Origin of the sequence: Edwardsiella piscicida, assembly GCF_001896205.1 — a bacterium.
GTDB classification, from domain to species: domain Bacteria; phylum Pseudomonadota; class Gammaproteobacteria; order Enterobacterales; family Enterobacteriaceae; genus Edwardsiella; species Edwardsiella piscicida.
Window position 1 is genome coordinate 1,338,115 of record NZ_MPNU01000001.1, and the last position, 20,680, is coordinate 1,358,794.

15 protein-coding genes and 11 tRNA genes are annotated in these 20,680 nt (G+C 60.4%); 13 read left to right on the forward strand and 13 right to left on the reverse strand.

Features of this window, described 5'->3' with window-relative positions:
* Positions 1-228 precede the first annotated feature (228 nt).
* From zipA to BRD58_RS06060, 3 genes are all read left to right on the forward strand, one after another.
* Positions 229-1,155 (forward strand): cell division protein ZipA, encoded by a 927-nt coding sequence (zipA, locus tag BRD58_RS06050; protein ID WP_034168001.1) that lies wholly within the window; start codon positions 229-231, stop codon positions 1,153-1,155.
* 68 nt (positions 1,156-1,223) lie between these two features.
* A complete protein-coding gene (gene ligA, locus BRD58_RS06055; RefSeq protein WP_015461193.1) occupies positions 1,224-3,251 on the forward strand; it encodes an NAD-dependent DNA ligase LigA in 2,028 nt (675 codons plus the stop codon).
* A 131-nt stretch (positions 3,252-3,382) separates the two neighbouring features.
* On the forward strand, positions 3,383-4,060 hold the full coding sequence (locus tag BRD58_RS06060) for a 3-phytase (protein ID WP_073381975.1): 678 nt from the start codon (positions 3,383-3,385) through the stop codon (positions 4,058-4,060).
* Positions 4,061-4,230: 170 nt separating this feature from the next.
* Here the strand turns inward: BRD58_RS06060 and BRD58_RS06065 are convergent.
* The 7 genes from BRD58_RS06065 to BRD58_RS06095 all read right to left on the reverse strand — a co-directional run bounded on the left by BRD58_RS06065 (position 4,231) and on the right by BRD58_RS06095 (position 5,044).
* Positions 4,231-4,306: transfer RNA gene (locus tag BRD58_RS06065), tRNA-Val, on the reverse strand.
* Positions 4,307-4,447: 141 nt separating this feature from the next.
* Positions 4,448-4,523 (reverse strand) — tRNA-Lys (locus BRD58_RS06070).
* A 3-nt stretch (positions 4,524-4,526) separates the two neighbouring features.
* Positions 4,527-4,602: transfer RNA gene (locus BRD58_RS06075), tRNA-Val, on the reverse strand.
* A gap of 34 nt (positions 4,603-4,636) precedes the next feature.
* Positions 4,637-4,712: transfer RNA gene (locus BRD58_RS06080), tRNA-Val, on the reverse strand.
* Positions 4,713-4,747: 35 nt separating this feature from the next.
* A tRNA-Val gene (locus tag BRD58_RS06085) sits at positions 4,748-4,823 on the reverse strand.
* A 30-nt stretch (positions 4,824-4,853) separates the two neighbouring features.
* Positions 4,854-4,929 (reverse strand) — tRNA-Val (locus BRD58_RS06090).
* A gap of 39 nt (positions 4,930-4,968) precedes the next feature.
* A tRNA-Val gene (locus BRD58_RS06095) sits at positions 4,969-5,044 on the reverse strand.
* A 335-nt stretch (positions 5,045-5,379) separates the two neighbouring features.
* On the opposite strand from BRD58_RS06095, the gene gltX reads away from it, so the two are divergent.
* Positions 5,380-6,795: a glutamate--tRNA ligase gene (gltX, locus tag BRD58_RS06100; protein ID WP_015461195.1), complete on the forward strand. Its 1,416-nt coding sequence runs from the start codon at positions 5,380-5,382 to the stop codon at positions 6,793-6,795.
* A 70-nt stretch (positions 6,796-6,865) separates the two neighbouring features.
* Here gltX and BRD58_RS06105 read toward each other — a convergent pair whose 3' ends face one another.
* Positions 6,866-7,210 carry a DNA-binding protein gene (locus BRD58_RS06105; protein ID WP_012848003.1) on the reverse strand — a complete coding sequence of 115 codons (345 nt, stop codon included), beginning with the start codon at positions 7,208-7,210 and terminating at the stop codon, positions 6,866-6,868.
* A gap of 248 nt (positions 7,211-7,458) precedes the next feature.
* Here BRD58_RS06105 and BRD58_RS06110 point away from each other — a divergent pair.
* The 4 genes from BRD58_RS06110 (at position 7,459) to BRD58_RS06125 (ending at position 7,910) form a co-directional block, all read left to right on the forward strand.
* Positions 7,459-7,534 (forward strand) — tRNA-Ala (locus tag BRD58_RS06110).
* A gap of 56 nt (positions 7,535-7,590) precedes the next feature.
* Positions 7,591-7,666: transfer RNA gene (locus tag BRD58_RS06115), tRNA-Ala, on the forward strand.
* Between the two features lie 46 nt (positions 7,667-7,712).
* Positions 7,713-7,788 (forward strand) — tRNA-Ala (locus BRD58_RS06120).
* 46 nt (positions 7,789-7,834) lie between these two features.
* Positions 7,835-7,910, forward strand: a tRNA-Ala gene (locus tag BRD58_RS06125).
* A gap of 267 nt (positions 7,911-8,177) precedes the next feature.
* Here BRD58_RS06125 and BRD58_RS06130 read toward each other — a convergent pair.
* On the reverse strand, positions 8,178-9,362 hold the full coding sequence (locus tag BRD58_RS06130) for a NupC/NupG family nucleoside CNT transporter (RefSeq protein WP_012848004.1): 1,185 nt from the start codon (positions 9,360-9,362) through the stop codon (positions 8,178-8,180).
* Between the two features lie 392 nt (positions 9,363-9,754).
* Between BRD58_RS06130 and BRD58_RS06135 the strand changes: the two genes are divergently transcribed.
* Positions 9,755-10,993, forward strand: coding sequence for an Nramp family divalent metal transporter (locus BRD58_RS06135; RefSeq protein WP_015461196.1), 1,239 nt, complete (start codon positions 9,755-9,757; stop codon positions 10,991-10,993).
* On the opposite strand, the gene BRD58_RS06140 is transcribed toward BRD58_RS06135, so the two are convergent.
* Positions 10,990-11,310: a hypothetical protein gene (locus BRD58_RS06140; protein ID WP_015683290.1), complete on the reverse strand. Its 321-nt coding sequence runs from the start codon at positions 11,308-11,310 to the stop codon at positions 10,990-10,992. The genes BRD58_RS06135 and BRD58_RS06140 overlap by 4 nt on opposite strands.
* A gap of 374 nt (positions 11,311-11,684) precedes the next feature.
* Between BRD58_RS06140 and glk the strand changes: the two genes are divergently transcribed.
* Positions 11,685-12,650 carry a glucokinase gene (gene glk / locus BRD58_RS06145; RefSeq protein ID WP_012848007.1) on the forward strand — a complete coding sequence of 322 codons (966 nt, stop codon included), beginning with the start codon at positions 11,685-11,687 and terminating at the stop codon, positions 12,648-12,650.
* Between the two features lie 68 nt (positions 12,651-12,718).
* Here glk and BRD58_RS06150 read toward each other — a convergent pair whose 3' ends face one another.
* Positions 12,719-13,087 (reverse strand): MysB family protein, encoded by a 369-nt coding sequence (locus BRD58_RS06150; RefSeq protein ID WP_012848008.1) that lies wholly within the window; start codon positions 13,085-13,087, stop codon positions 12,719-12,721.
* Between the two features lie 297 nt (positions 13,088-13,384).
* Between BRD58_RS06150 and BRD58_RS06155 the strand changes: the two genes are divergently transcribed.
* The 3 genes from BRD58_RS06155 to mdoH all read left to right on the forward strand — a co-directional run bounded on the left by BRD58_RS06155 (position 13,385) and on the right by mdoH (position 18,302).
* On the forward strand, positions 13,385-13,726 hold the full coding sequence (locus BRD58_RS06155) for a DsrE family protein (RefSeq protein ID WP_012848009.1): 342 nt from the start codon (positions 13,385-13,387) through the stop codon (positions 13,724-13,726).
* Positions 13,727-14,251: 525 nt separating this feature from the next.
* Positions 14,252-15,748, forward strand: coding sequence for a glucan biosynthesis protein G (locus tag BRD58_RS06160; RefSeq protein WP_225857735.1), 1,497 nt, complete (start codon positions 14,252-14,254; stop codon positions 15,746-15,748).
* Positions 15,741-18,302 (forward strand): glucans biosynthesis glucosyltransferase MdoH, encoded by a 2,562-nt coding sequence (gene mdoH, locus BRD58_RS06165; protein WP_012848012.1) that lies wholly within the window; start codon positions 15,741-15,743, stop codon positions 18,300-18,302. Before BRD58_RS06160 ends, mdoH begins: the two co-directional genes overlap by 8 nt.
* Before the next feature lie 544 nt (positions 18,303-18,846).
* On the opposite strand, the gene BRD58_RS06170 is transcribed toward mdoH, so the two are convergent.
* Entirely contained in the window at positions 18,847-19,542 is a 696-nt protein-coding gene (locus BRD58_RS06170) for an aspartate/glutamate racemase family protein (protein ID WP_069578377.1), read from the reverse strand.
* Positions 19,543-19,805: 263 nt separating this feature from the next.
* Positions 19,806-20,597: a hypothetical protein gene (locus tag BRD58_RS18210; protein ID WP_225857615.1), complete on the reverse strand. Its 792-nt coding sequence runs from the start codon at positions 20,595-20,597 to the stop codon at positions 19,806-19,808.
* Positions 20,598-20,680 lie beyond the last annotated feature (83 nt).

Consider the following 20,680-nt stretch of genomic DNA (forward strand, 5'->3'; position numbering starts at 1 on the left):
CGCGCCGCGGTGTGACGGCGGCCAATGGCGTAGCCCGATGACTTATGATATCGGCGGATGCCGTGGGTTACCAGTTAGGACTTGACTGAAAAAAGAGCAAAATAGAAGGAAAAATCATCTTTATTAACAGAAAGTTTAGTCCAGACTTGCACTTGTCCCAACACCCCAATACATTTATAGATTGAGGGTTTGCCAAAATGGCAATGTAATAAAACAACAGAGATTGCGATGATGCAGGATTTGCGTCTGATATTAATTGTTGTTGGCGCGGTTGCCATAATAGCGTTGTTGCTGCACGGCCTATGGACCAGCCGTAAGGAACGCTCTGCGCTGTTTCGCGATCGTCCGAACAAACGTCAAAAGCCGCGGCGCGACGAGAAACCGTTCTCTGAAATGGATGAAGGGGTCGGTGAGGTGCGCGTGCAGCGCGGCGGAACTCCGCTTCCCCATCCGGTGGAGCCGGCCATGGGCGCGCTGGGCGAAGAGAGCGACGCACCTCCCGATCCGCTGGCGCGGCGGGAGAGCGAAACGCAGCCGCTAGCGTCACCGACGCCGCGCCGCGACGAGACGGTCGATCCCCTGCTGGGCGATCCGCTGTTGGCCGTCGAGCCTGACGATGAGGCGCCGCTGGCGGCGCCGTCTGCCGCGGTAGACGGCGAGCCTGCAGCGCCCTGCGCGGCGACAGCGGCGGGCGAACGCCCCGCGGCGGCGGAGGATGGCAAGGTTCGGGAGACGGTACTGGTGATGCACGTTGCGGCGCATCAGGGCAGCAGCATTGGCGGCGAGGTTTTGCTGCAAAGCGTGCTGCAGGCCGGTTTCCAATACGGTGCGATGAAAATCTTCCATCGTCACCTTAACCCAGCGGGCAGTGGGCCGGTGCTGTTCAGCATGGCTAACATGGTGAAGCCGGGAACCTTTGACGTCGAGAATATGGCGGATTTCTCTACGCCGGGCGTGTCGATCTTCATGATGGTGCCCTCGTATGGCGATGCCAGCCAGAACTTTAAGCTGATGCTGCAGTCTGCACAGCGCATTGCCGACGACGTCGGCGGCGTGGTGCTGGACGATGAGCGGCGGATGATGACCCCGCAAAAGCTAGAAACCTATAAGGCGCGTATTCGTACGGTGCTGGAGAACCTGGGCCGCACCGCGTGACGTGATCGCGCCAGCGCCTTACCAAAACCCCCGTACTCCGGGGGTTTTTTATCATTAAATGGTGGCTTATGACTCCCACGATTGAACAACAACTCGAACAGCTGCGTGACGCGCTGCGCCATCATGAGTATCAATACTACGTTTTGGACGAGCCGCAGGTTACCGATGCGGAGTACGATCGCCTGATGGCGCAGCTTAAGCAGCTGGAGGCCGAACACCCGGCGCTGGTGACGGCGGATTCGCCGAGCCAGCGCGTCGGCGGCGCGCCGCTGGCGGCCTTTGGCCAGGTGCACCACGAGGTGCCGATGCTCTCGTTGGATAACGTATTTGATGAGGAAAGCTATCAGGCATTTGACAAGCGCCTGCATGAGCGGCTGAAAAGCGGCGAGCCGCTGACCTTTTGCTGTGAGCCAAAGCTGGACGGGCTGGCGGTCAGCCTGCTGTATGAGCAGGGGATGCTGGTCCGGGCGGCGACCCGTGGCGATGGCAGCACCGGTGAAGATATCACCGCCAACGTGAAAACCATCCGCGCCATTCCGCTGCGTCTGCAGGGGGAGGCGATCCCCACGCGCATCGAGGTACGCGGCGAGGTCTTCATGCCGCAGGATGGCTTCGAGGCGATGAACGAAGAGGCGCGCCGGCGCGGCGCGAAGATTTTTGCCAATCCGCGCAACGCCGCCGCCGGATCGCTGCGACAGCTCGATCCGCGCATCACCGCGCAGCGCCCGCTGACCTTCTACTGCTACGGCTCAGGCCTGCTGGAGGGGGGGACGCTGCCGGACAGCCACTATCAGTGTCTGCAGCGCTTTAAGTCCTGGGGACTGCCGGTCAGCGAGCGGGTAAAGCTGTGCTGCGGCAGCGCGGAGGTCTTGGCCTACTATCGGCAGACCGAGCAGGATAGGCCAGGCTTAGGCTTTGATATCGACGGCGTGGTGATCAAGGTGGACGATATCGCCATCCAGGAGCGGCTGGGCTTTGTCGCCCGCGCGCCGCGCTGGGCGACGGCGTTTAAGTTTCCGGCACAGGAGCAGATGACGCGGCTAAACGGGGTTGAGTTTCAGGTCGGCCGCACCGGTGCCATCACGCCGGTCGCGCGTCTGGAGCCGGTGCAGGTGGCCGGGGTGACCGTCAGCAACGCGACGCTGCACAACGCGGATGAGATCGAGCGCCTGGATCTGCGGATCGGCGATACGGTGATCGTACGCCGCGCCGGCGACGTGATCCCGCAGGTGGTGGGGGTGGTGGAGGCCATGCGTCCGCGCGATGCCCTTGAGATCGGCTTTCCGACCCACTGTCCGGTATGCGGCTCTGAGGTGGAGCGGACGGAGGGCGAGGCGGTGGCACGCTGCAGCGGCGGCCTGATCTGCGCCGCGCAGCGCAAGGAGTCGCTGAAGCATTTTGTGTCGCGCCGCGCGATGGATGTCGAGGGGATGGGCGATAAGGTCATCGAGCAGCTGGTGGATAAAGAGTATGTCGCTACGCCCGCCGATCTGTATCGTCTGAGCGCCGGTAAGCTGACCGGCCTGGAGCGGATGGGGCCCAAGTCGGCTACCAAGCTTATCGCCGCCCTCGAGCGCTCACGGGAAACCACGCTGGCCCGTTTTCTCTTTGCGCTGGGCATCCGCGAGGTGGGGGAGGCGACGGCGGCCAATTTGGCCAGCCACTTTGGCTCTCTACAGGCGCTGCGGGCGGCGGATCTGGAGAGCCTCAAGCGCGTTCCCGAGGTGGGCGAAGTGGTCGCCAGCCACATCGTCCACTTTTTGAGTGAGGCGCATAATCGCCAGGTGATCGATGAGCTGATCTCCGACGAGGTCGGCATTCGCTGGCCAGAGGGCGCACCGGCGCAGTCGGCGCCGGCGATCGACAGCCCGTTTGCCGGTAAGACCGTGGTATTGACCGGCTCACTGAGCGTACTGTCGCGCGATGAGGCGAAGGACCGACTGACGGCGCTGGGCGCGAAGGTCAGCGGCAGCGTATCGAAGAAGACCGATCTGGTGATCGCCGGCGAGGCGGCGGGTTCCAAGCTGGCGAAGGCCAATGCGTTGGGCATCGAGGTAATCGATGAGGCGCAGATGCTGCGTATGCTGGGGGCATAGCGGCCCCCCGTCGCCCCTTGGCTGCCGCTTTCGTGAGCAGACAGCGGGCGGTGATGAAGGGATAGGTTAAAGTTGGCGTGCGTTTGCGCCGTTATATATCCCGACTGGCAGCAATCAGTGGAGAGGAAGGTATGGCGTTGGGGCCGATAGATATGGCGGGCGGTATGTCGCCGCAGGCGCACGGCGGAGGACAGCTGAGCGCAGAGCTGTTGGATGCACGCATCGAACGGCTGCTGCAGGTGTTAAACCGCGGTGATTTAACCCCGGCGCAGCGTGAAAATACGCTGCGCGCCCTGACGGCGCTGCAGCGTGAGCGTACGCTGCTGCAGGCGTTTAGCCAGAGTGAGCCGAGCTCGGCCACCGCCGCGGGACGGGAGTCTCCGCTGACCAGCGCCCAGCGGGGCGCGGCGGCGATGGCGACGGCGTCGACGGGACAGGCGGTATCGCGGGTCACCCTGGGGGAGCACGGCCGCATGCTATCGGAGATGGCTAACGTCGAACGGGCGCTGGAGGTCAAAGAAGGGGCCGATAAGCTGTTTTCGTCCCTGGGTAAATCGACGCTGCAGGCCGATCCGCTGCGCTCACCGCTGGAAAACCAGGTGATCGTTACCAGCCAGCTGGTCGTACCGCCCGAGGGGGCCGAAGACGACCCGCCGCCGGTGACGTCGGTGCTCAACCCTCAGCCGGTCTTTGGCTTTATCCCGGCGCAGTGGATCCCGGGCAGCGTTCGCGCGCAGGCCCGCTCGCCGGCCACGCTGCTGCTGATCGGGATTGTGATACTGCTGATGGTGATCGTGCTGATCTGGTAGCGATACGGGTACGGCGCTGCGGCGCCGTCGTGACGCATGGATAGCCTGTCGCGCGGGGTGGCGTACCGAGGGCATAGCGTGGCGTTTGTCGTGGATAAAGATCGGGAAAGACTGATGTACTAAGGTGGGGTGGAAATCAGGAATGAACGGAAAGGAAAGAACGGTCAGATTGGTGGGTGATGACGGGATCGAACCGCCGACCCCCTCCTTGTAAGGGAGGTGCTCTCCCGGCTGAGCTAATCACCCAATCTGTAACCGGTAGGTCAGTACTCTATTCAGCTGGAATTGTGCTGCCGCAGTCTCATTCATAAGATGGCAAGTACGCGGTGGAACATACCTCAGCGAGGTGAGTCTTTACGCTTAAAAACCATCATTTCATTGAATGAATGGTGGGTCGTGCAGGATTCGAACCTGCGACCAATTGATTAAAAGTCAACTGCTCTACCAACTGAGCTAACGACCCGAGTGGTGGGTGATGACGGGATCGAACCGCCGACCCCCTCCTTGTAAGGGAGGTGCTCTCCCAGCTGAGCTAATCACCCACAACGGTACTGCTGGCGTCCTGCGTTCAAGAAGTGGTGGGTGATGACGGGATCGAACCGCCGACCCCCTCCTTGTAAGGGAGGTGCTCTCCCAGCTGAGCTAATCACCCACTTCTTGAGATGCCGGATTGTTCAGGTTTCAGATTGGTGGGTGATGACGGGATCGAACCGCCGACCCTCTCCTTGTAAGGGAGATGCTCTCCCAGCTGAGCTAATCACCCCTCTGGAAACCTGATTCGCGCAATAAAGATTGGTGGGTGATGACGGGATCGAACCGCCGACCCCCTCCTTGTAAGGGAGGTGCTCTCCCAGCTGAGCTAATCACCCAATCTGTATGGCGCTACACGGCGGGACACTCTAAAAGAGTGGTGGGTGATGACGGGATCGAACCGCCGACCCTCTCCTTGTAAGGGAGATGCTCTCCCAGCTGAGCTAATCACCCCCGCTGTGTGAGGCCGCATTATAGGGAGCCGCGGAAAATGGTCAACGCTTTTTTCAAGAAAAACTGTCGTTCGCCGGAAAAACGCCCAACGTGTCGCAGACTTAGCCAAAAGGGGTGGATTTAGCGTCTTTTCTCCGCCGATCCCGGCGCGGCCGGCGGGTGAGGACGTAGGTCGGCGGCGCAGGCTGACGCTGAGCGCGGGCGCCGCGTGCGGAATTGCCTAACGACGTTGAGGAATTGAGGGGTAATGGTAAAATGCCGCCCACAGATATTTTGCAGCCCGCTTACCTATACTGGGAAAGGGTGGGTAACCTGCGTAACAAGGCCACGTTCACATGAAAATTAAAACCCGTTTTGCGCCCAGCCCGACCGGCTATCTGCACGTCGGCGGCGCCCGTACTGCGCTTTACTCCTGGCTGTATGCCCGCCATAACCAGGGCGAGTTTGTCCTGCGTATTGAAGATACCGACCTGGAGCGCTCCACGCAGGAGGCTATCGATGCCATCATGGATGGCATGAACTGGCTGAATCTGGATTGGGATGAGGGTCCGTACTACCAGACCAAGCGTTTCGATCGCTACAACCAGGTGATCGATCAGATGCTGGAGCAGGGAACCGCCTATAAATGCTATTGCTCCAAAGAGCACCTGGAGCAGCTGCGCGAAGATCAGATGGCCCGTGGAGAGAAGCCGCGCTATGACGGTCGCTGCCGCCATGACCATAGCCACCATGCCGACGATGAGCCGCACGTGGTGCGCTTCCTCAACCCGCAGGAAGGCTCCGTCATTTTTGATGACAAGATCCGTGGCCCGATCGAATTCAGTAACCAGGAGCTGGACGATCTGATCATCCGCCGCACCGATGGTTCACCGACCTATAACTTCTGCGTAGTGATCGATGACTGGGATATGGGGATCACCCACGTTATCCGCGGTGAAGATCACATCAACAACACGCCGCGCCAGATCAACATCCTTAAGGCGCTCGGCGCGCCGGTGCCGGAGTATGCCCACGTTTCGATGATCCTGGGCGACGACGGTAAAAAGCTGTCCAAACGCCACGGCGCCGTCGGCGTCATGCAGTACCGTGACGATGGCTATCTGCCGGAGGCGCTGCTGAACTACCTGGTGCGTCTGGGCTGGGCCCACGGCGATCAGGAGATCTTCAGCGTGGCGGAGATGACGGAGTTCTTTACCCTGGACGCCATCAGCAAGTCAGCCAGCGCCTTTAATACCGAAAAGCTGCAGTGGCTGAACCACCACTATATTAACCATCTGCCGCCGGAGCAGGTCGCCGAGCACCTGGCCTGGCACGTGGCGCAGGCTGGCTATGACCTCGCCAAGGGGCCGCAGCTGACCGAGATCGTGACCCTGCTGGGCGAGCGCTGCAAGACGCTGAAAGAGATGGCGCAGCAGGCCCGCTACTTCTACGAGGAGTTTAGCGAGTTTGACGCCGACGCCGCGAAGAAGCACCTGCGTCCGGTCGCGCGTCAGCCGCTGGCGCTGGCGCGTGCCAAGCTGGCCGCTATCGCTGACTGGCAGGTGGAGTCTATTCACCACGCGATTCAGTCAACGGCCGATGAGCTGGAGGTTGGGATGGGTAAGGTCGGGATGCCGCTGCGCGTCGCGGTGACCGGTCAGGGACAGTCGCCGAGCGTTGACGTGACCATTCACGCCATCGGTCAGCAGCGTGCGCTGGCGCGTATCGATCGCGCGTTGGCGTTTATCGACGAGCGTGCGGCGCAGCAGTAAGCGTCTCTCTCGCGAGAGAGCGAAAACCGGCCTCTGGCCGGTTTTTTTATTGCCACTCGCCCGCACGACTTCAGTCGCCCAGGCGGCGCAGAAACTCGTTGATGCCGATACGCAGAATCAGCGAGGTGACCTTTTGGCGCTCCTCTTCGCTCATCTGTAGCAGTATGGAATACCACACCTTTTCCGGTTGGCTGCTGCTGATCAGATACTGCGCCTGTTCGTCACGGGCCAGCAGCTCGTCGACCACCTCCTGTGGAAAACTGCTGATGTGATATTCCACCGCTTTGCCCTGGACGCCGCTGCGGCGCTGTCGGCGCCAGCCTTCGGACTTCGCTCGCTGGTTGATGGCCTGCGGGGTCGATGGAAATCCTCCGATGCCGACCAGCTCTTTAGCCGAGTACCACTCCTTGTTCATGCTGCATTCCTGAATAGAGAGAAGTAAGTCGTATCATTTAACTGTACGAGTTACATGTTTACTCAATGTTAGGGGATGACGCCAGACGGGAAAAGGCAAAATTGTGGATCGCTGGGCAGAATTGTTGAGTAAATAGACTGACTTGGCGGCTTTTGCCGCGCTTAACGCAGGAAAGGTAATTAGCCGTTGACAGTGCCGGTAGCCTTGCCCTATCATGCGCCCCGTTCCCGCGATGAAGCGGTGTGTACGGGGCTATAGCTCAGCTGGGAGAGCGCTTGCATGGCATGCAAGAGGTCAGCGGTTCGATCCCGCTTAGCTCCACCACTCTTTTCCAGAGAGAGTGGGTAAGGTACACCGGGTTTGGGAACGACCACTAACGTGGGGCTATAGCTCAGCTGGGAGAGCGCTTGCATGGCATGCAAGAGGTCAGCGGTTCGATCCCGCTTAGCTCCACCAAATTTACCCGGCAGGCGTTAGCCTGTGTCAGGGGCCACGGTTACGTGGGGCTATAGCTCAGCTGGGAGAGCGCTTGCATGGCATGCAAGAGGTCAGCGGTTCGATCCCGCTTAGCTCCACCAAACTTACCCGGCAGGCGTTGGCCTGTGTCAGGGGCCACGAATACGTGGGGCTATAGCTCAGCTGGGAGAGCGCTTGCATGGCATGCAAGAGGTCAGCGGTTCGATCCCGCTTAGCTCCACCAAAATATCAGGCCGACAGCGATGTCGGCCTTTTTTTGTCGTTTTATTGCCCTTTCTCTGCGGTTTTGCGCGCCGCGCCGGGTATCCTCCGCTTCTTAGCCTCTAGCCTCTAGCCTCTAGCCTCTAGCCTCTAGCCTCTAGCCTCTAGCCTCTAGCCTCTTAGCCTCTTAGCCTCCCTATGGACTCAGGGAACGGCGGGTGAGCAGGGGGATAGGGCAACAAAAAAGGCGCCCCGTAGGGCGCCTGGTATCGCGATAGCGTGGGGAAAATTACAGGAACAGACCCGCGATGGACGCAGAGAGAATGCTGACCAGCGTAGAGCCATAGACCAGCTTCAGACCGAAGCGGGAGACCACGTTACCCTGGTGCTCATTCAGCCCCTTGATGGCGCCGGCAACGATACCGATGGAGGAGAAGTTGGCGAAGGAGACCAGGAATACCGACAGGATCCCCAGGCCGCGCGGCGACAGCTCACCGGCGATTTTCTGCAGATCGATCATGGCAACGAACTCGTTGGAGACCAGCTTGGTGGCCATGATGCTGCCGGCGTGCAGGGCTTCACCGCTCGGGATCCCCATGATCCAGGCAAACGGGTAGAACACGTAGCCGAGGATACCCTGGAAGCTAATGCCAAACAGCGTGTCAAACAGGGCGTTGACGGCCGCGATCAGGGCGATAAAACCAATCAGCATGGCAGAGACGATGATCGCCACCTTAAAGCCGGCCAGGATATATTCCCCCAGCATTTCGAAGAAGCTCTGTCCTTCGTGGGTGTTTTTCAGCTGAAGATCCGTCTCACCCTCAACAGAGTAGGGGTTGATCAGGGACAGCACGATAAAGGTGCTGAACATGTTCAATACCAGCGCTGCCACCACATACTTGGGATCCAGCATGGTCATATAGGCGCCGACGATGGACATCGATACGGTAGACATCGCCGTTGCCGCCATGGTGTACATGCGGCGCTCTGACATTTTGCCCAGCACGTCTTTATAGGCAATGAAGTTTTCAGACTGGCCGAGGATCAGCGAGCTGACGGCGTTGAAGGATTCCAGCTTGCCCATGCCGTTGATCTTGGACAGAACGGTACCGATAGCGCGGATAACGATCGGCAGGACACGGATGTGCTGCAGGATACCGATCAGCGCAGAGATGAAGACGATCGGACACAGAACATTCAGGAAGAAGAAGGCCAGGCCTTTATCACTCATGTTACCGAAGACAAAGTTGGTACCTTCCGCGGCGAACTTGAGCAGCGTCTCGAAGAAGCCAGAGAAGCCTTTGACGAACCCCAGGCCGATGTCGGAGTTCAGGAAGAAGTAAGCCAGCAGAATTTCCACCACGAGCAACTGAATAATAAAGCGCACGCGGATGCTCTTGCGGTCATGGCTGACCAGCAGGGCGAGTACCGCCACCACCACAAGGGCCAGTAAAAAGTGCAGAATGGGGGACATACTTTGCTCCAAATTATGAGGCAGGCTAAATTTCGCAGCTAATTCTATGTAACGCTGGAACTAAAAACGAGACATTGATTGCATTTATTGAAATTGTTTTCACTTGGTAAGTAAAAAAAGTTAGAAAAGTAACAAATCTGCGCAGAGGCTGCGGGGAGGAAGGGGAACGCATAACGGCCACGCACGATATAAACCACGCGGGACGGCGGCTGTGCGAGTGTGATTAGCATAGCAGAATTACGCGGTGATTGCCCTTTGCTGTGAAATTATTTTCAGCTGCTCATTGAATATACCGATTGCAGGGATAGGTATTAACGTAAAAACGCAGTTGATAATCATTATCACCTATCTATACTGAGAGGTAATAGAAACAACGGCAGTAAGGGCATCCTATGTTAAACACGCGGACCGTAGACGGCGTCACACGCTCCCCGGCGCGCCGGATTAAGATCTCACTGATGGGGCCTGCCTTCATTGCCGCCATTGGCTATATCGATCCGGGTAACTTTGCCACCAATATCCAGGCCGGCGCCTCATACGGCTACACCCTGCTGTGGGTTGTGGTATGGGCTAACCTGATGGCGATGCTGATTCAGCTGCTGTCGGCCAAGCTGGGGATTGCGACGGGAAAGAACCTAGCAGAGCATATCCGCGATCGTTTCCCGCGCCCGGCGGTATGGGCCTATTGGGTACAGGCCGAGATCATCGCGATGGCCACGGATTTGGCGGAGTTTATCGGCGCCGCCATCGGCTTTAAGCTGCTGCTGGGCGTCAGCCTGCTGCAGGGGGCGGTACTGACCGGGATCGCGACGTTTCTGATCCTGGGGCTACAGCGCCGCGGCCAAAAGCCGCTGGAGCTGGTGATCGGGGCGCTGCTGCTGTTTGTCGCCGCCGCCTATATCGTCGAGCTGGTCTTTTCGCGGCCAAGCGTGGCCGGCCTGGCTAAGGGTATGCTGCTGCCGGATCTGCCGACGCAGAATGCGGTGGTGCTGGCCGCCGGCGTCCTGGGGGCGACGATTATGCCGCACGTTATCTATCTGCACTCGTCGCTGACCCAAAAAGGCGGCCAAGGTAGCCGGGCGGAGCGCTATGCGTCAACCAAGCTGGACGTGGCGATAGCCATGACCATCGCCGGCTTCGTTAACTTGGCCATGATGGCGACAGCGGCGGCGGCCTTCCACTTTAACGGGCACAGCGGGATCAGTGAGCTGGATCAGGCGTACCTGACGCTGAAGCCGCTGCTCGGCGAGGCCGCCGCCACGATCTTTGGCCTGAGCCTGGTCGCGGCGGGTCTCTCATCGACGGTGGTGGGGACGCTGGCGGGGCAGGTCGTCATGCAGGGATTCGTCCATTTCCACATTCCGCTGTGGCTGCGCCGCGCGGTGACCATGCTGCCGTCGTTTATCGTGATCCTGGCCGGCTTGGATGCCACCCGTATTCTGGTGCTCAGTCAGGTTTTACTGAGCTTCGGGATCGCCCTGGCGCTGCTGCCGCTGCTGGCCTTCACCGGTAACCGTGCGCTGATGGGGGATATGGTCAATAGCCGGCTGGTGCAGGCGCTGGGAAGGGTGATCGTCTTTCTGGTGGTCGGACTTAACCTGTACCTGCTGATCACCATGCTGGCCGGTTAATCGTCATCATCATCGTCATCATCGTGATGGCGATGCCAGATCGGGCGACGCCCTTGGTCGTCCCGATCGCCGCGCCATTTCCGGTGGCGCAGCGCGTTCTCCGGCCAGTCATCCAATGGTTCCAGCGCTTTTTCCGACCAATCATTCAGCGGCTCTAGGGCATTTTCCGACCAGTCGTCCAGCGGCTCCAACGCCTCCTCCAGCGGATTATCGACGGACAGTTTGACCCCCGGCAGCAGGTGCAGATCCGTGTCGGCCTGCAGGGGGGCACTGAGCAGCCACAGCGCCGCCAGCAATAGATAACCATGTTTTGCCATTTCTCTCTCCAGATACATCGAGCCGCAGCGGGATATCGCCCAGTGTAGCGGTTTTGTTCCCCCGTCGGTGGGGCGCAGAGGCCGTCGATGCCTTTTTGAGAGTTATCCGTATGCCGGAGACGTCGCTAAATAGGTCCACCGCGTCGCCTGTGCTAGGCTGAGCGACGCGCGCGTGTGAGGTTGGGGGCCGGTGCTCGCAACGAAGGCGGCGGGTCAGACTGTGCCGCTAGGGGGATGAGGCGCAGGGATGAGTCCCCCGCCGTCGGATGATGGCATACTGCGCGATGATAGACATAGGCGCTCCGTCGGTGCGGCGGGGTGGCAGAGACGATCCCGCGCAGAGGCGGGCAGAAAGATAAGGGGAGTGACGGAAAATGAGCCGTTTTGCGTTGGTTGGCGATGTGGGCGGGACCAATGCCCGCCTGGCGCTGTGCTGTCTCGACACCGGGTGTCTCCAGGCGGTGCAGAGCTACCCGGGACAGCAGTTCGATAGCCTGGAGTCGGTCATCCGGACTTACCTGCAGGCGCAGGCGGTATCGGTGACGTCGGCCTGTATCGCGATCGCCTGCCCGATCACCGGCGATCGCGTGGCGATGACCAATCACAGCTGGGCGTTTTCCATCAGCGCGATGCAGCGTTCGCTGGGGTTGGCGCACCTGTCGGTGATCAACGACTTTACCGCGGTCTCCATGGCGGTGCCGGTGCTCCCCGCGGAGAGTCTGCTGCAGCTGGGCGGCCAGACGGCGCAGCCTGATCGGCCTATCGCCATCTACGGCGCCGGTACCGGGCTGGGCGTCGCGCACCTGATCCGGGCCGGAGATCGCTGGATCAGCCTGCCGGGTGAGGGGGGACACGTGGATTTCGCGACCGGTAGCGATGAAGAGGACGCGCTGCTGACGGCGCTGCGCGCCGACCTGGGGCGGGTCTCCGCCGAGCGGGTGCTCTCAGGCCCCGGTCTCGTCAATTTGTATCGCGCCGTCGCCCGGGTTGCGGGGCGGACGCCGCAGTCCCTGACGCCGCAGGAGGTCAGCGAGCGGGCGCTGGCCGACCGCTGTCCGGACTGTCGACGGGCGCTGTCGCTGTTCTGTGTGATGATGGGGCGCTTTGGTGGCAATCTGGCGCTGAATATGGGCACCTTTGGCGGGGTGTATATCGCCGGCGGGATCGTGCCGCGTTTTCTGGCGTTTTTCCGCGACTCCGGCTTTCGTCAGGCGTTCGAGGACAAGGGGCGCTTTAAGGCGTATCTCGCGCCGATCCCGGTCTTTCTGATCGTGCACGACAATCCCGGTCTGCTTGGCGCCGGCGCCTATCTGCGTCAGCAGCTGGGCACTCGTCTTTAACGCGCCATCGCCGCATCCCGCCGCGGGGTGCGGCACCAGGGCGGCGCGCTGTCGACGAGCGCCGCGGATCAGTTCTGCTCATCCCACTCTGCGGCGGCGCTTTCGCCCTCTTCGCTGTCCAGCGGCGGCTGATACTGAAAGTCGTCGTCGTCCCACTGATAAAGGGTGCTCTCCTCCTGCCACTCCTCGGTGATTTCGCCGTCGTCATAGTCGTCGTCAAAAATCGCCTGCGCCGCGGCGCCAAAGAACAGCGCGACGCCGTCGCCCTCCTCCTGCGTATCCTGATGAAACTCGGCCATCCACAGGGTATCGCCGTCCTGCAGGATATATTTTTGCAGGTTAAGCTGACTGACCTGCGGGGTATCGTCGTCATGCTCGGCTAAAAATGCCTCACGCGCGGCGTCGATAGCTTCATCCAGCGTTAGATACATATCCATGGTGTGCTCCTTCCGGTCGGGTAAAGAGGGGAGGGCCGTCGAGCGGGTGCCCGCGACGACGACGATCCTGATGATGTTTTATTGTTGACGGAATTCGCAGAGCTGCAAGGCGCGTGGCAAAAAATTTACTCGGCGCGGGCTGACTAACCTATGGGGGGACAATGACATACGCCGTATTGGCTGCTATGGTCAGACGGGAGCGGTACGGCGGCAGGCCGTGCGCACCGCATTTTTTAGTGAATAACGCGGCCTCCGGCGATCGGCCGGGGGGCGCTGCTTTAGATAAGGTTAACGCTGATGCAAACCATGAAAGTGATTTTTCACGTCTCTGAGGCTGCCAACTGTCTGCACGCATTCAATAACGCCCGTAACCTGATGGCGATTCGCGATGGTCAGCCGACGGAAATTCATATTCTATTCAACGGCTCGGCCATCAGTACGCTGCTGGCGGACAGCGAGGAGTCGCCGCGCTGGGAGACGCTGCAGATGCAGGGGATCGTGCTGTTTGGCTGTGAGAATAGCATGCGGGCGAACGGGATCTCCGCCGATCAGCTCTTGATGGGGGTACAGACGGTGCCGGCGGGAATGCTGTCGCTGGTGGAGCATCAGCAGCAGGGTTTTCTGTATATTAAACCCTAAGCACGATCCGCAGGCGGAGCCTTCCGCCTGCGCTAAATGAGAAATCCTTTCATACTGTCTCAAATTAACGACAATCCAATTTGTTCCTCTGTCGCAAATTAACGACAATTCAGGCGATCGTCCGAAAAATATTTTATGGATAAAAAAACGCTTTCTGGAAACTTATTATGCTGCACTCTATTCAGGTGTGCATTTTTAAATCTACAGCGCAAATAGTTTAGCCGCTAAATGGTTAAAAGTGGACAGAAGTATTAGCAGTGGAACTATTTTAATTTATTGTTTTTTATGTAAAATTGTTCAGCGTTTCATGCGTGTGGCTGGATGCGCCGGGCCGATGGCCCCGGGAGTATTATCCGCTTGTTGTCTGTAGGGTAACTAATCCATTACTATAGCCGCAGCAAGTAACTTAATTACCATGTTTTTAGGTTTGGTTGAGCACCATCAGGGGGGTATGTGCTTACACGTTTAATCTCCATCCGGCCGACATCGCGCTCTGTTTCCGGGCTGGCTGTATCAATGTTAATGATGTTTGCCAGCGCGCAGGCGTGGGCATTTTCATTGGATGACGTTGCCGCACAGGCACAGAAGCTGGCGGAGCAGTCTTATAAGGCACCCAAAAGCAATCTGCCGTCCGAGTTTCGCAATATGAAGTTTGCTGATTATCAGCAGATTCAGTTCAACAACGACAAACTGTACTGGACAGGGCAGAAGAACCCGTTCCGCCTGGCCTTTTACCACCAGGGGATGTACTTCGACACGCCGGTGAAGATCAATGAGGTAACGGCGACGTCGGTGAAGGAGATCAAGTACAACCCGGATTACTTCAACTTTGGCTCCGTTAAGCATGACAAGGATGCGGTGAAGGATCTGGGGTTCGCCGGGTTTAAGGTGCTTTACCCGATCAATAAGGCGGGTAAAGACGACGAGATCATGAGCATGCTCGGCGCCAGCTACTTCCGCGTGATCGGTAAAGGGCAGGTTTATGGCCTGTCTGCCCGCGGCCTGGCGATTGATACCGCGCTGCCCTCTGGCGAAGAGTTCCCGCGTTTCCGCGAGTTTTGGATCGAGCGTCCGAAGCCGCAGGATAAGCACCTGGTGATTTTTGCCCTGCTGGACTCACCGCGTGCGACCGGCGCCTACCGCTTTATCCTGCGCCCGGGGACGGATACCGTGGTGGATGTGCAGGCCCGCGTCTTCCTGCGCGATAAGGTGGGGGTGCTGGGCATCGCTCCGCTGACCAGCATGTACCTGTTCGGCGCCAATCAGCCGTCGCCGACGGTGAACTACCGTCCGCAGCTGCATGACTCCGAGGGGCTGTCGATCGCCTCCGGCAACGGCGAATGGATCTGGCGTCCGCTGAATAACCCGAAACACCTCTCTGTCAGCACCTTCAGCGTCGACGACCTGAAAGGCTTCGGCCTGCTGCAGCGTACCCGCGACTTCAGCGCCTATCAGGATCTGGATGACCGCTACGATCTGCGTCCGGGCGCCTGGATTGAGCCGCGCGGTAACTGGGGTAAAGGTAAGGTTGAGCTGGTTGAGATCCCGACCGCCGATGAAACCAACGACAATATCGTCGCCTTCTGGATCCCGGACAGCCTGCCGCCGATCGGGAAGCCGCTGGACGTGGCTTACCGCCTGATCTTTACCCGCGACGAGGCCAAGCTGCATAACCCCGATCTGGCCTGGGTGAAAAGCACCCTGCGCTCCGCCGGTGACGTGAAGCAGTCCAACCTGATCCGCGAAGCGGACGGCAGCACCGCGCTGCTGGTGGACTTTGTTGGCCCGGTACTGAAAGGGCTGGAGCCGGATGCGCCGGTAACGACGCAGGTGACCACCGACGACAATACCAAGCTGCTGGAGAACAGTCTGCACTATAATCCAGTGACCAAGGGATGGCGTCTGACGCTGCGCTTCAAGGTTAACGATCCGAAGAAGCCGGTGGAAATGCGCGCTTATCTGATCAAGGACGGTAAGCCGCTGAGTGAAACCTGGAGCTATCAGTTACCTGCCAATGAATAAATCTCAGGAAAATGCCAACGCCTATCTACAGGCGTTGGCGCCGGGCGCGGAGCAACGGGCCGCGCTCGATCAGCACCTTTCCCATCAGCCGCGCTCCGTGGAGGATGTTCATCTATCGCTCGCCGGTGCGGGCGCCGATGCCGGCGAAGGCGCCGACGCGGCGCTGCGCTCCGTGGCCGCCCGCCTCGATTTGGGCTGGCGCGAGGGGGAGCATAAGCGAGCGGCGCTGGTGCAGGATCAGGCGGGTCATACCGCCATCAAGGCCATGCCGACGATCCGCCGTACCTCCATGTTCCCGGAGATCTGGCGCACCAACCCGTTCGTCCGTCTGTGGGAGCGACTGCTGGGGCGTACGCCGCCGCCCAAGCATACGTTTCAGAGCCATCAGGAGGCCGAGGCCGACAAGCGCTGGCGCCGGATGGGATCTCTGCGTCGCTGGGTGCTGCTGCTGCTGACCTTTGGACAAACGGCAATCGCCACCTGGTATATGAAGACCATCCTGCCCTATCAGGGGTGGAATATGGTCGATCCGATGTCGATTTTCCACGGTAAGCCGCTGATGCAGTACACGCTGGAGCTGCTGCCCTATGCGCTGCAGTTCGGCATACTGATCCTGTTCGCCATTCTGTTCTGCTGGGTTTCCGCCGGCTTCTGGACGGCGCTGATGGGCTTTTTGCAGCTGCTGATCGGGCGAGATAAATACAGTATCTCCGCCAGTACCGTCGGCGATGAGCCGATCGATCCGGCGCATCGGACCGCGCTGATCATGCCTATCTGCAACGAAGACGTCTCGCGGGTGTTCGCCGGGCTGCGCGCCACCTATGAATCCGTGGTGGCGACCGGCCAGCTGGCGCACTTTGACGTCTTTATCCTGAGCGATAGCAGCGATCCGGACATTTGCGTGGCCGAGCAGAAGGCCTGGATGGAGCTGTGCCAAGAGGTCGACGGCGCGGGGCATATCTTCTACCGCCGCCGCCGCCGCCGCGTGAAGCGTAAGTCCGGCAACATCGACGACTTTTGCCGTCGCTGGGGCGGAAACTACAGCTACATGGTGATCCTGGACGCCGACAGCGTGATGAGCGGTGAGTGCCTGACCGGACTGGTTCGCCTGATGGAGGCCAACCCGACCGCCGGTATCATCCAGACCGCGCCGAAGGCCACCGGTATGGATACGCTGTATGCGCGTATTCAGCAGTTTGCTACCCGCGTATACGGTCCGCTGTTTACCGCCGGTCTGCACTTCTGGCAGCTGGGGGAGTCCCACTACTGGGGGCACAACGCGATTATCCGCGTGAAGCCGTTTATCGAACACTGCGCCCTGGCGCCGCTGCCCGGCAGCGGAACGTTTGCCGGCTCGATCCTCTCCCATGACTTCGTCGAGGCGGCGCTGATGCGTCGCGCCGGCTGGGGCGTCTGGATAGCCTACGATCTGCCTGGCTCCTATGAGGAGCTGCCGCCCAACCTGCTGGATGAGCTGAAGCGCGACCGCCGCTGGTGTCAGGGCAACCTGATGAACTTCAGGCTGTTTTTCGTCAAGGGTATGCACCCCGTGCACCGCGCGGTGTTCCTGACCGGGGTGATGTCTTACCTGTCGGCGCCGCTGTGGTTCCTGTTCCTGATGCTGTCGACTGCGCTGCAGGTGGTGCACACGCTGATGGAGCCGCAGTATTTCCTGCAGCCGCGTCAGCTGTTCCCCGTCTGGCCGCAGTGGCGTCCAGAGCTGGCTATCGCCCTGTTCTCGACGACCCTGGTGCTGCTGTTCCTGCCCAAGCTGCTGAGCGTGGTGCTGATCTGGGCCAAGGGGTCGCGTCAGTTCGGCGGGCCGCTGCGTCTGCTGGCCTCAATGCTGCTGGAGATGCTGTTCTCGGTGCTGCTGGCGCCGGTGCGGATGATCTTCCACACCGTCTTTGTGGTCAGCGCGTTCCTTGGTTGGTCGATCACCTGGCAGTCGCCGCAGCGTGACGACGACGCCACGCCCTGGAGCGAGGCTTTCCGTCGCCACGGATCGCAGATGCTGCTGGGGCTGGTCTGGGCCGGGGGCATGGCGGTGCTGGATCTGCGCTTCTTATGGTGGCTGTCGCCCATCGTGGTGTCGCTGATCCTGTCGCCGTTCGTCTCGGTGATCACCAGCCGTCGTACCCTGGGGCTGCAGTGCAAACGCGCCAAGCTGTTCCTGATCCCCGAGGAGTATCAGCCGCCGGTCGAGATGGCCGCCACCGAACGCTATGTGGCACTGAACCATCAGCGTCTGCTTGACGATGGCTTTATGCACGCCCTGCTGGATCCGCTGTATAACGCGCTGGCCTGCGGTATGGCCACGGCGCGTCACCGCAATCATCCGCTGATTGCCCGCGACAGGGACGCTCGGGTGGCCCATGCGCTGGCCGAGTCGCCGCGAACCCTGGGCAAGGCGGAGCGTCTGACGCTATTGAGTGACCCGGTGGTGATGGCGCGTCTGCATCAGGCGCTGTGGGCCGATCCGGAGCGCTACAGTCAGTGGCATACGGCCTACCGTCAGCTGGCGCCGGCCTACCGTCTGTCGACCTCCGCGTGACGGCGCCGGAATTCAGCCCCATGCGTGTGCGGGGCTGAACCGATAAGCTAACCCCCTGTGAGCGCTATGCTGGCAGGGGGTTTTTCTATGGTGCGTGATGCTGAATGGCGTCTCAGAAAATGCCGCGCTAGCTCTCCGGCGACGTCGCTGACGGTAGTATCGTGGGCGTACGCCGAGAGGCATCGGCGGCCTTATCCCGCGGATGTTGAATAGGCCTTGCCGTGAGGGCGGAATGGGGTGCGATCCGCACCCGCTGAACACACGCTGCGTGAGCGCCCGGTGCTGACGAGCGGCCTTGAATAGCCGATAGCGGCGCAGGGGAGCGAGACGGGAGCGGGCGAGCTATACCGCCGAGGTGCCCAGCGGCGGCGGAGCGCTCAATAGATACATCTGCGTTATTTGGATTTTACCGCCCATACTCGCCGGGGCGCCGCTGGCCGATGCACACCGCGATAGTGGCCGGCGAGGGAGTGCGGCCACGGCGTTTTCTGGATGCAGCGCTTCGCACGTGAGACGGCGGCGCGCATGGCGGCGGCCGCTGAACTTAACGGGCGAGAATGTACTCCGCCGCGGCGTGCGCGTGGATCGCCGTGGTGTCAAAGACCGGCACCGTGGCGTCCTGTGGACCGACCAAGAGGCCGATTTCGGTACAGCCGAAAATAATGCCCTGCGCGCCCTGCTGCTCCAGGCTGCTGATAATGCGCCGATACTCCTGGCGCGACGCATCGAGAATGCGCCCCAGGCACAGCTCCTCATAGATAATCCGGTGTACGCTGTTGCGATCCGCTGCTGCCGGCGTCACCACGTCAATGCCAAACTTATCCTGTAGCCGCCCGCGATAAAAATCCTGCTCCATGGTAAAACGCGTGCCCAATAGCCCGACGCGGCGGATATGCTGCCGCTGCACTTGTCGCGCCGTCGCGTCGGCGATATGGATCAGCGGCAGGCCGCTGGCCTGTGCTACCTGCTCAGCCACCTTATGCATGGTGTTGGTGCAGATAGCGATCGCTTCGGCACCCGCCGCGCGCAGCGATGTCGCCGCCTGTGCCAGAATGTGCCCGGCGCCTTGCCAATCGCCGCGATGCTGCAGTTGCTCGATTTCATGGAAATCTACGCTGTACAGAACGATTTTTGCCGAGTGTAAACCGCCCATCTGCGCTTTCACGTGTTCGTTGATCATCCGGTAATAGGGAATCGTGGATTCCCAGCTCATCCCGCCCAACAGTCCCAGTACTTTCATATTTCTCCATTTCTCCAGGGATCAACGCCATATACGAATGACATTACCTGAGCTATCACGGATTAACAACGGGTTACTTTATCGCCGACGCGTTAGTCGATACCGCATGAGCGGCGCTGACATCCGTTCAGTATTGCCGCCGATCGCCCGACGTTTTCGATGAGCCTCTCGTCCCCGGTTAACGCCGTGCCCGACGCCTATTGAGGCGCCGTCGTGCGTCAGCTCGGCGGGCGCATAGGCTTTGGCACCGCGCCGCGGCAGGCTCAGGGCGCGCGGTAGCGGAGAGTCTGGCGCAGCAGATAGCGGGTGCTCAGCGTTCTCTCCTCGCCCTGGACCACGGCGTGCACCTGCTCCTGTTTGGCTATCAGGCGGCAGTTCCCGGCGCTGTCCCAGCGCTGGCAGGTCATCAGGTAGGTGATGAAGGGGGTTTGCGTCAGCCCGCCCAGATCGCGGCCATCGGCGGTAAAGCGCGAGCTTGAGAGGCCGTTGTGGCGGATAACCAGACGCAGTCGGCCGTCAGGGCGGTAGAAGTAGAGCCCGTAGCCCGGCGACTGCCCCAGGGAAAGGTAGAAGCGCACCCGGCCATCCGGGGTATAAACATAGTATTGGCGGGTGATGCCCAGGGTGCCGTTACCCGCTTCTACCTGGGTCGCTTTGGTGATCCGCCCGGCGGCATCGCGCTTATAGACGCAGACCTGCTGGCTGAGGGACTGCGTTTTCCCCATCTGCAGAGCAACCACGCTGCGGCTGATCCAGCCGCCCCAGCCATCGCGATCCAGCTGGCTTTGCCACAGCGGATTGGGGCCATAGCCTTGCCAGGCGGCGCTGATTTGCCCGTGCTCGTCGAAGGTAATCCGCAGATCGCGCTCCAGACCCCCCTCGGACTGGATGACCTCCTGCTGCACGTCGCGCACGGTGCCGAGCAGATCGCCCTCTAGCAGGATAATGTTATTGGAGCGGACCCGTGCCTCTGCTCGCGGGTCTGGCGTCGCGGCCAAGATCTGCGGCGGCAGTAGCAGGATGCCGACGCATAGCAGGGCGGAGCAATGATTCATGGGGACTCCAGGGTTGACCCGGCGGCAAACGTAAGTGAATAGAAAGAGCGTAACACCGGCGGGAGAAAAGTGTTACGCCCACG

Coding starts and splice junctions, on each gene's coding strand:
- zipA (WP_034168001.1), top strand. CDS start 229: ATGATGCAGGATTTGCGTCTGATATTAATTGTTGTTGGCGCGGTTGCC.
- ligA (WP_015461193.1), top strand. CDS start 1,224: ATGACTCCCACGATTGAACAACAACTCGAACAGCTGCGTGACGCGCTG.
- BRD58_RS06060 (WP_073381975.1), top strand. CDS start 3,383: ATGGCGTTGGGGCCGATAGATATGGCGGGCGGTATGTCGCCGCAGGCG.
- gltX (WP_015461195.1), top strand. CDS start 5,380: ATGAAAATTAAAACCCGTTTTGCGCCCAGCCCGACCGGCTATCTGCAC.
- BRD58_RS06105 (WP_012848003.1), bottom strand. CDS start 7,210: ATGAACAAGGAGTGGTACTCGGCTAAAGAGCTGGTCGGCATCGGAGGA.
- BRD58_RS06130 (WP_012848004.1), bottom strand. CDS start 9,362: ATGTCCCCCATTCTGCACTTTTTACTGGCCCTTGTGGTGGTGGCGGTA.
- BRD58_RS06135 (WP_015461196.1), top strand. CDS start 9,755: ATGTTAAACACGCGGACCGTAGACGGCGTCACACGCTCCCCGGCGCGC.
- BRD58_RS06140 (WP_015683290.1), bottom strand. CDS start 11,310: ATGGCAAAACATGGTTATCTATTGCTGGCGGCGCTGTGGCTGCTCAGT.
- glk (WP_012848007.1), top strand. CDS start 11,685: ATGAGCCGTTTTGCGTTGGTTGGCGATGTGGGCGGGACCAATGCCCGC.
- BRD58_RS06150 (WP_012848008.1), bottom strand. CDS start 13,087: ATGGATATGTATCTAACGCTGGATGAAGCTATCGACGCCGCGCGTGAG.
- BRD58_RS06155 (WP_012848009.1), top strand. CDS start 13,385: ATGCAAACCATGAAAGTGATTTTTCACGTCTCTGAGGCTGCCAACTGT.
- BRD58_RS06160 (WP_225857735.1), top strand. CDS start 14,252: ATGTTTGCCAGCGCGCAGGCGTGGGCATTTTCATTGGATGACGTTGCC.
- mdoH (WP_012848012.1), top strand. CDS start 15,741: ATGAATAAATCTCAGGAAAATGCCAACGCCTATCTACAGGCGTTGGCG.
- BRD58_RS06170 (WP_069578377.1), bottom strand. CDS start 19,542: ATGAAAGTACTGGGACTGTTGGGCGGGATGAGCTGGGAATCCACGATT.
- BRD58_RS18210 (WP_225857615.1), bottom strand. CDS start 20,597: ATGAATCATTGCTCCGCCCTGCTATGCGTCGGCATCCTGCTACTGCCG.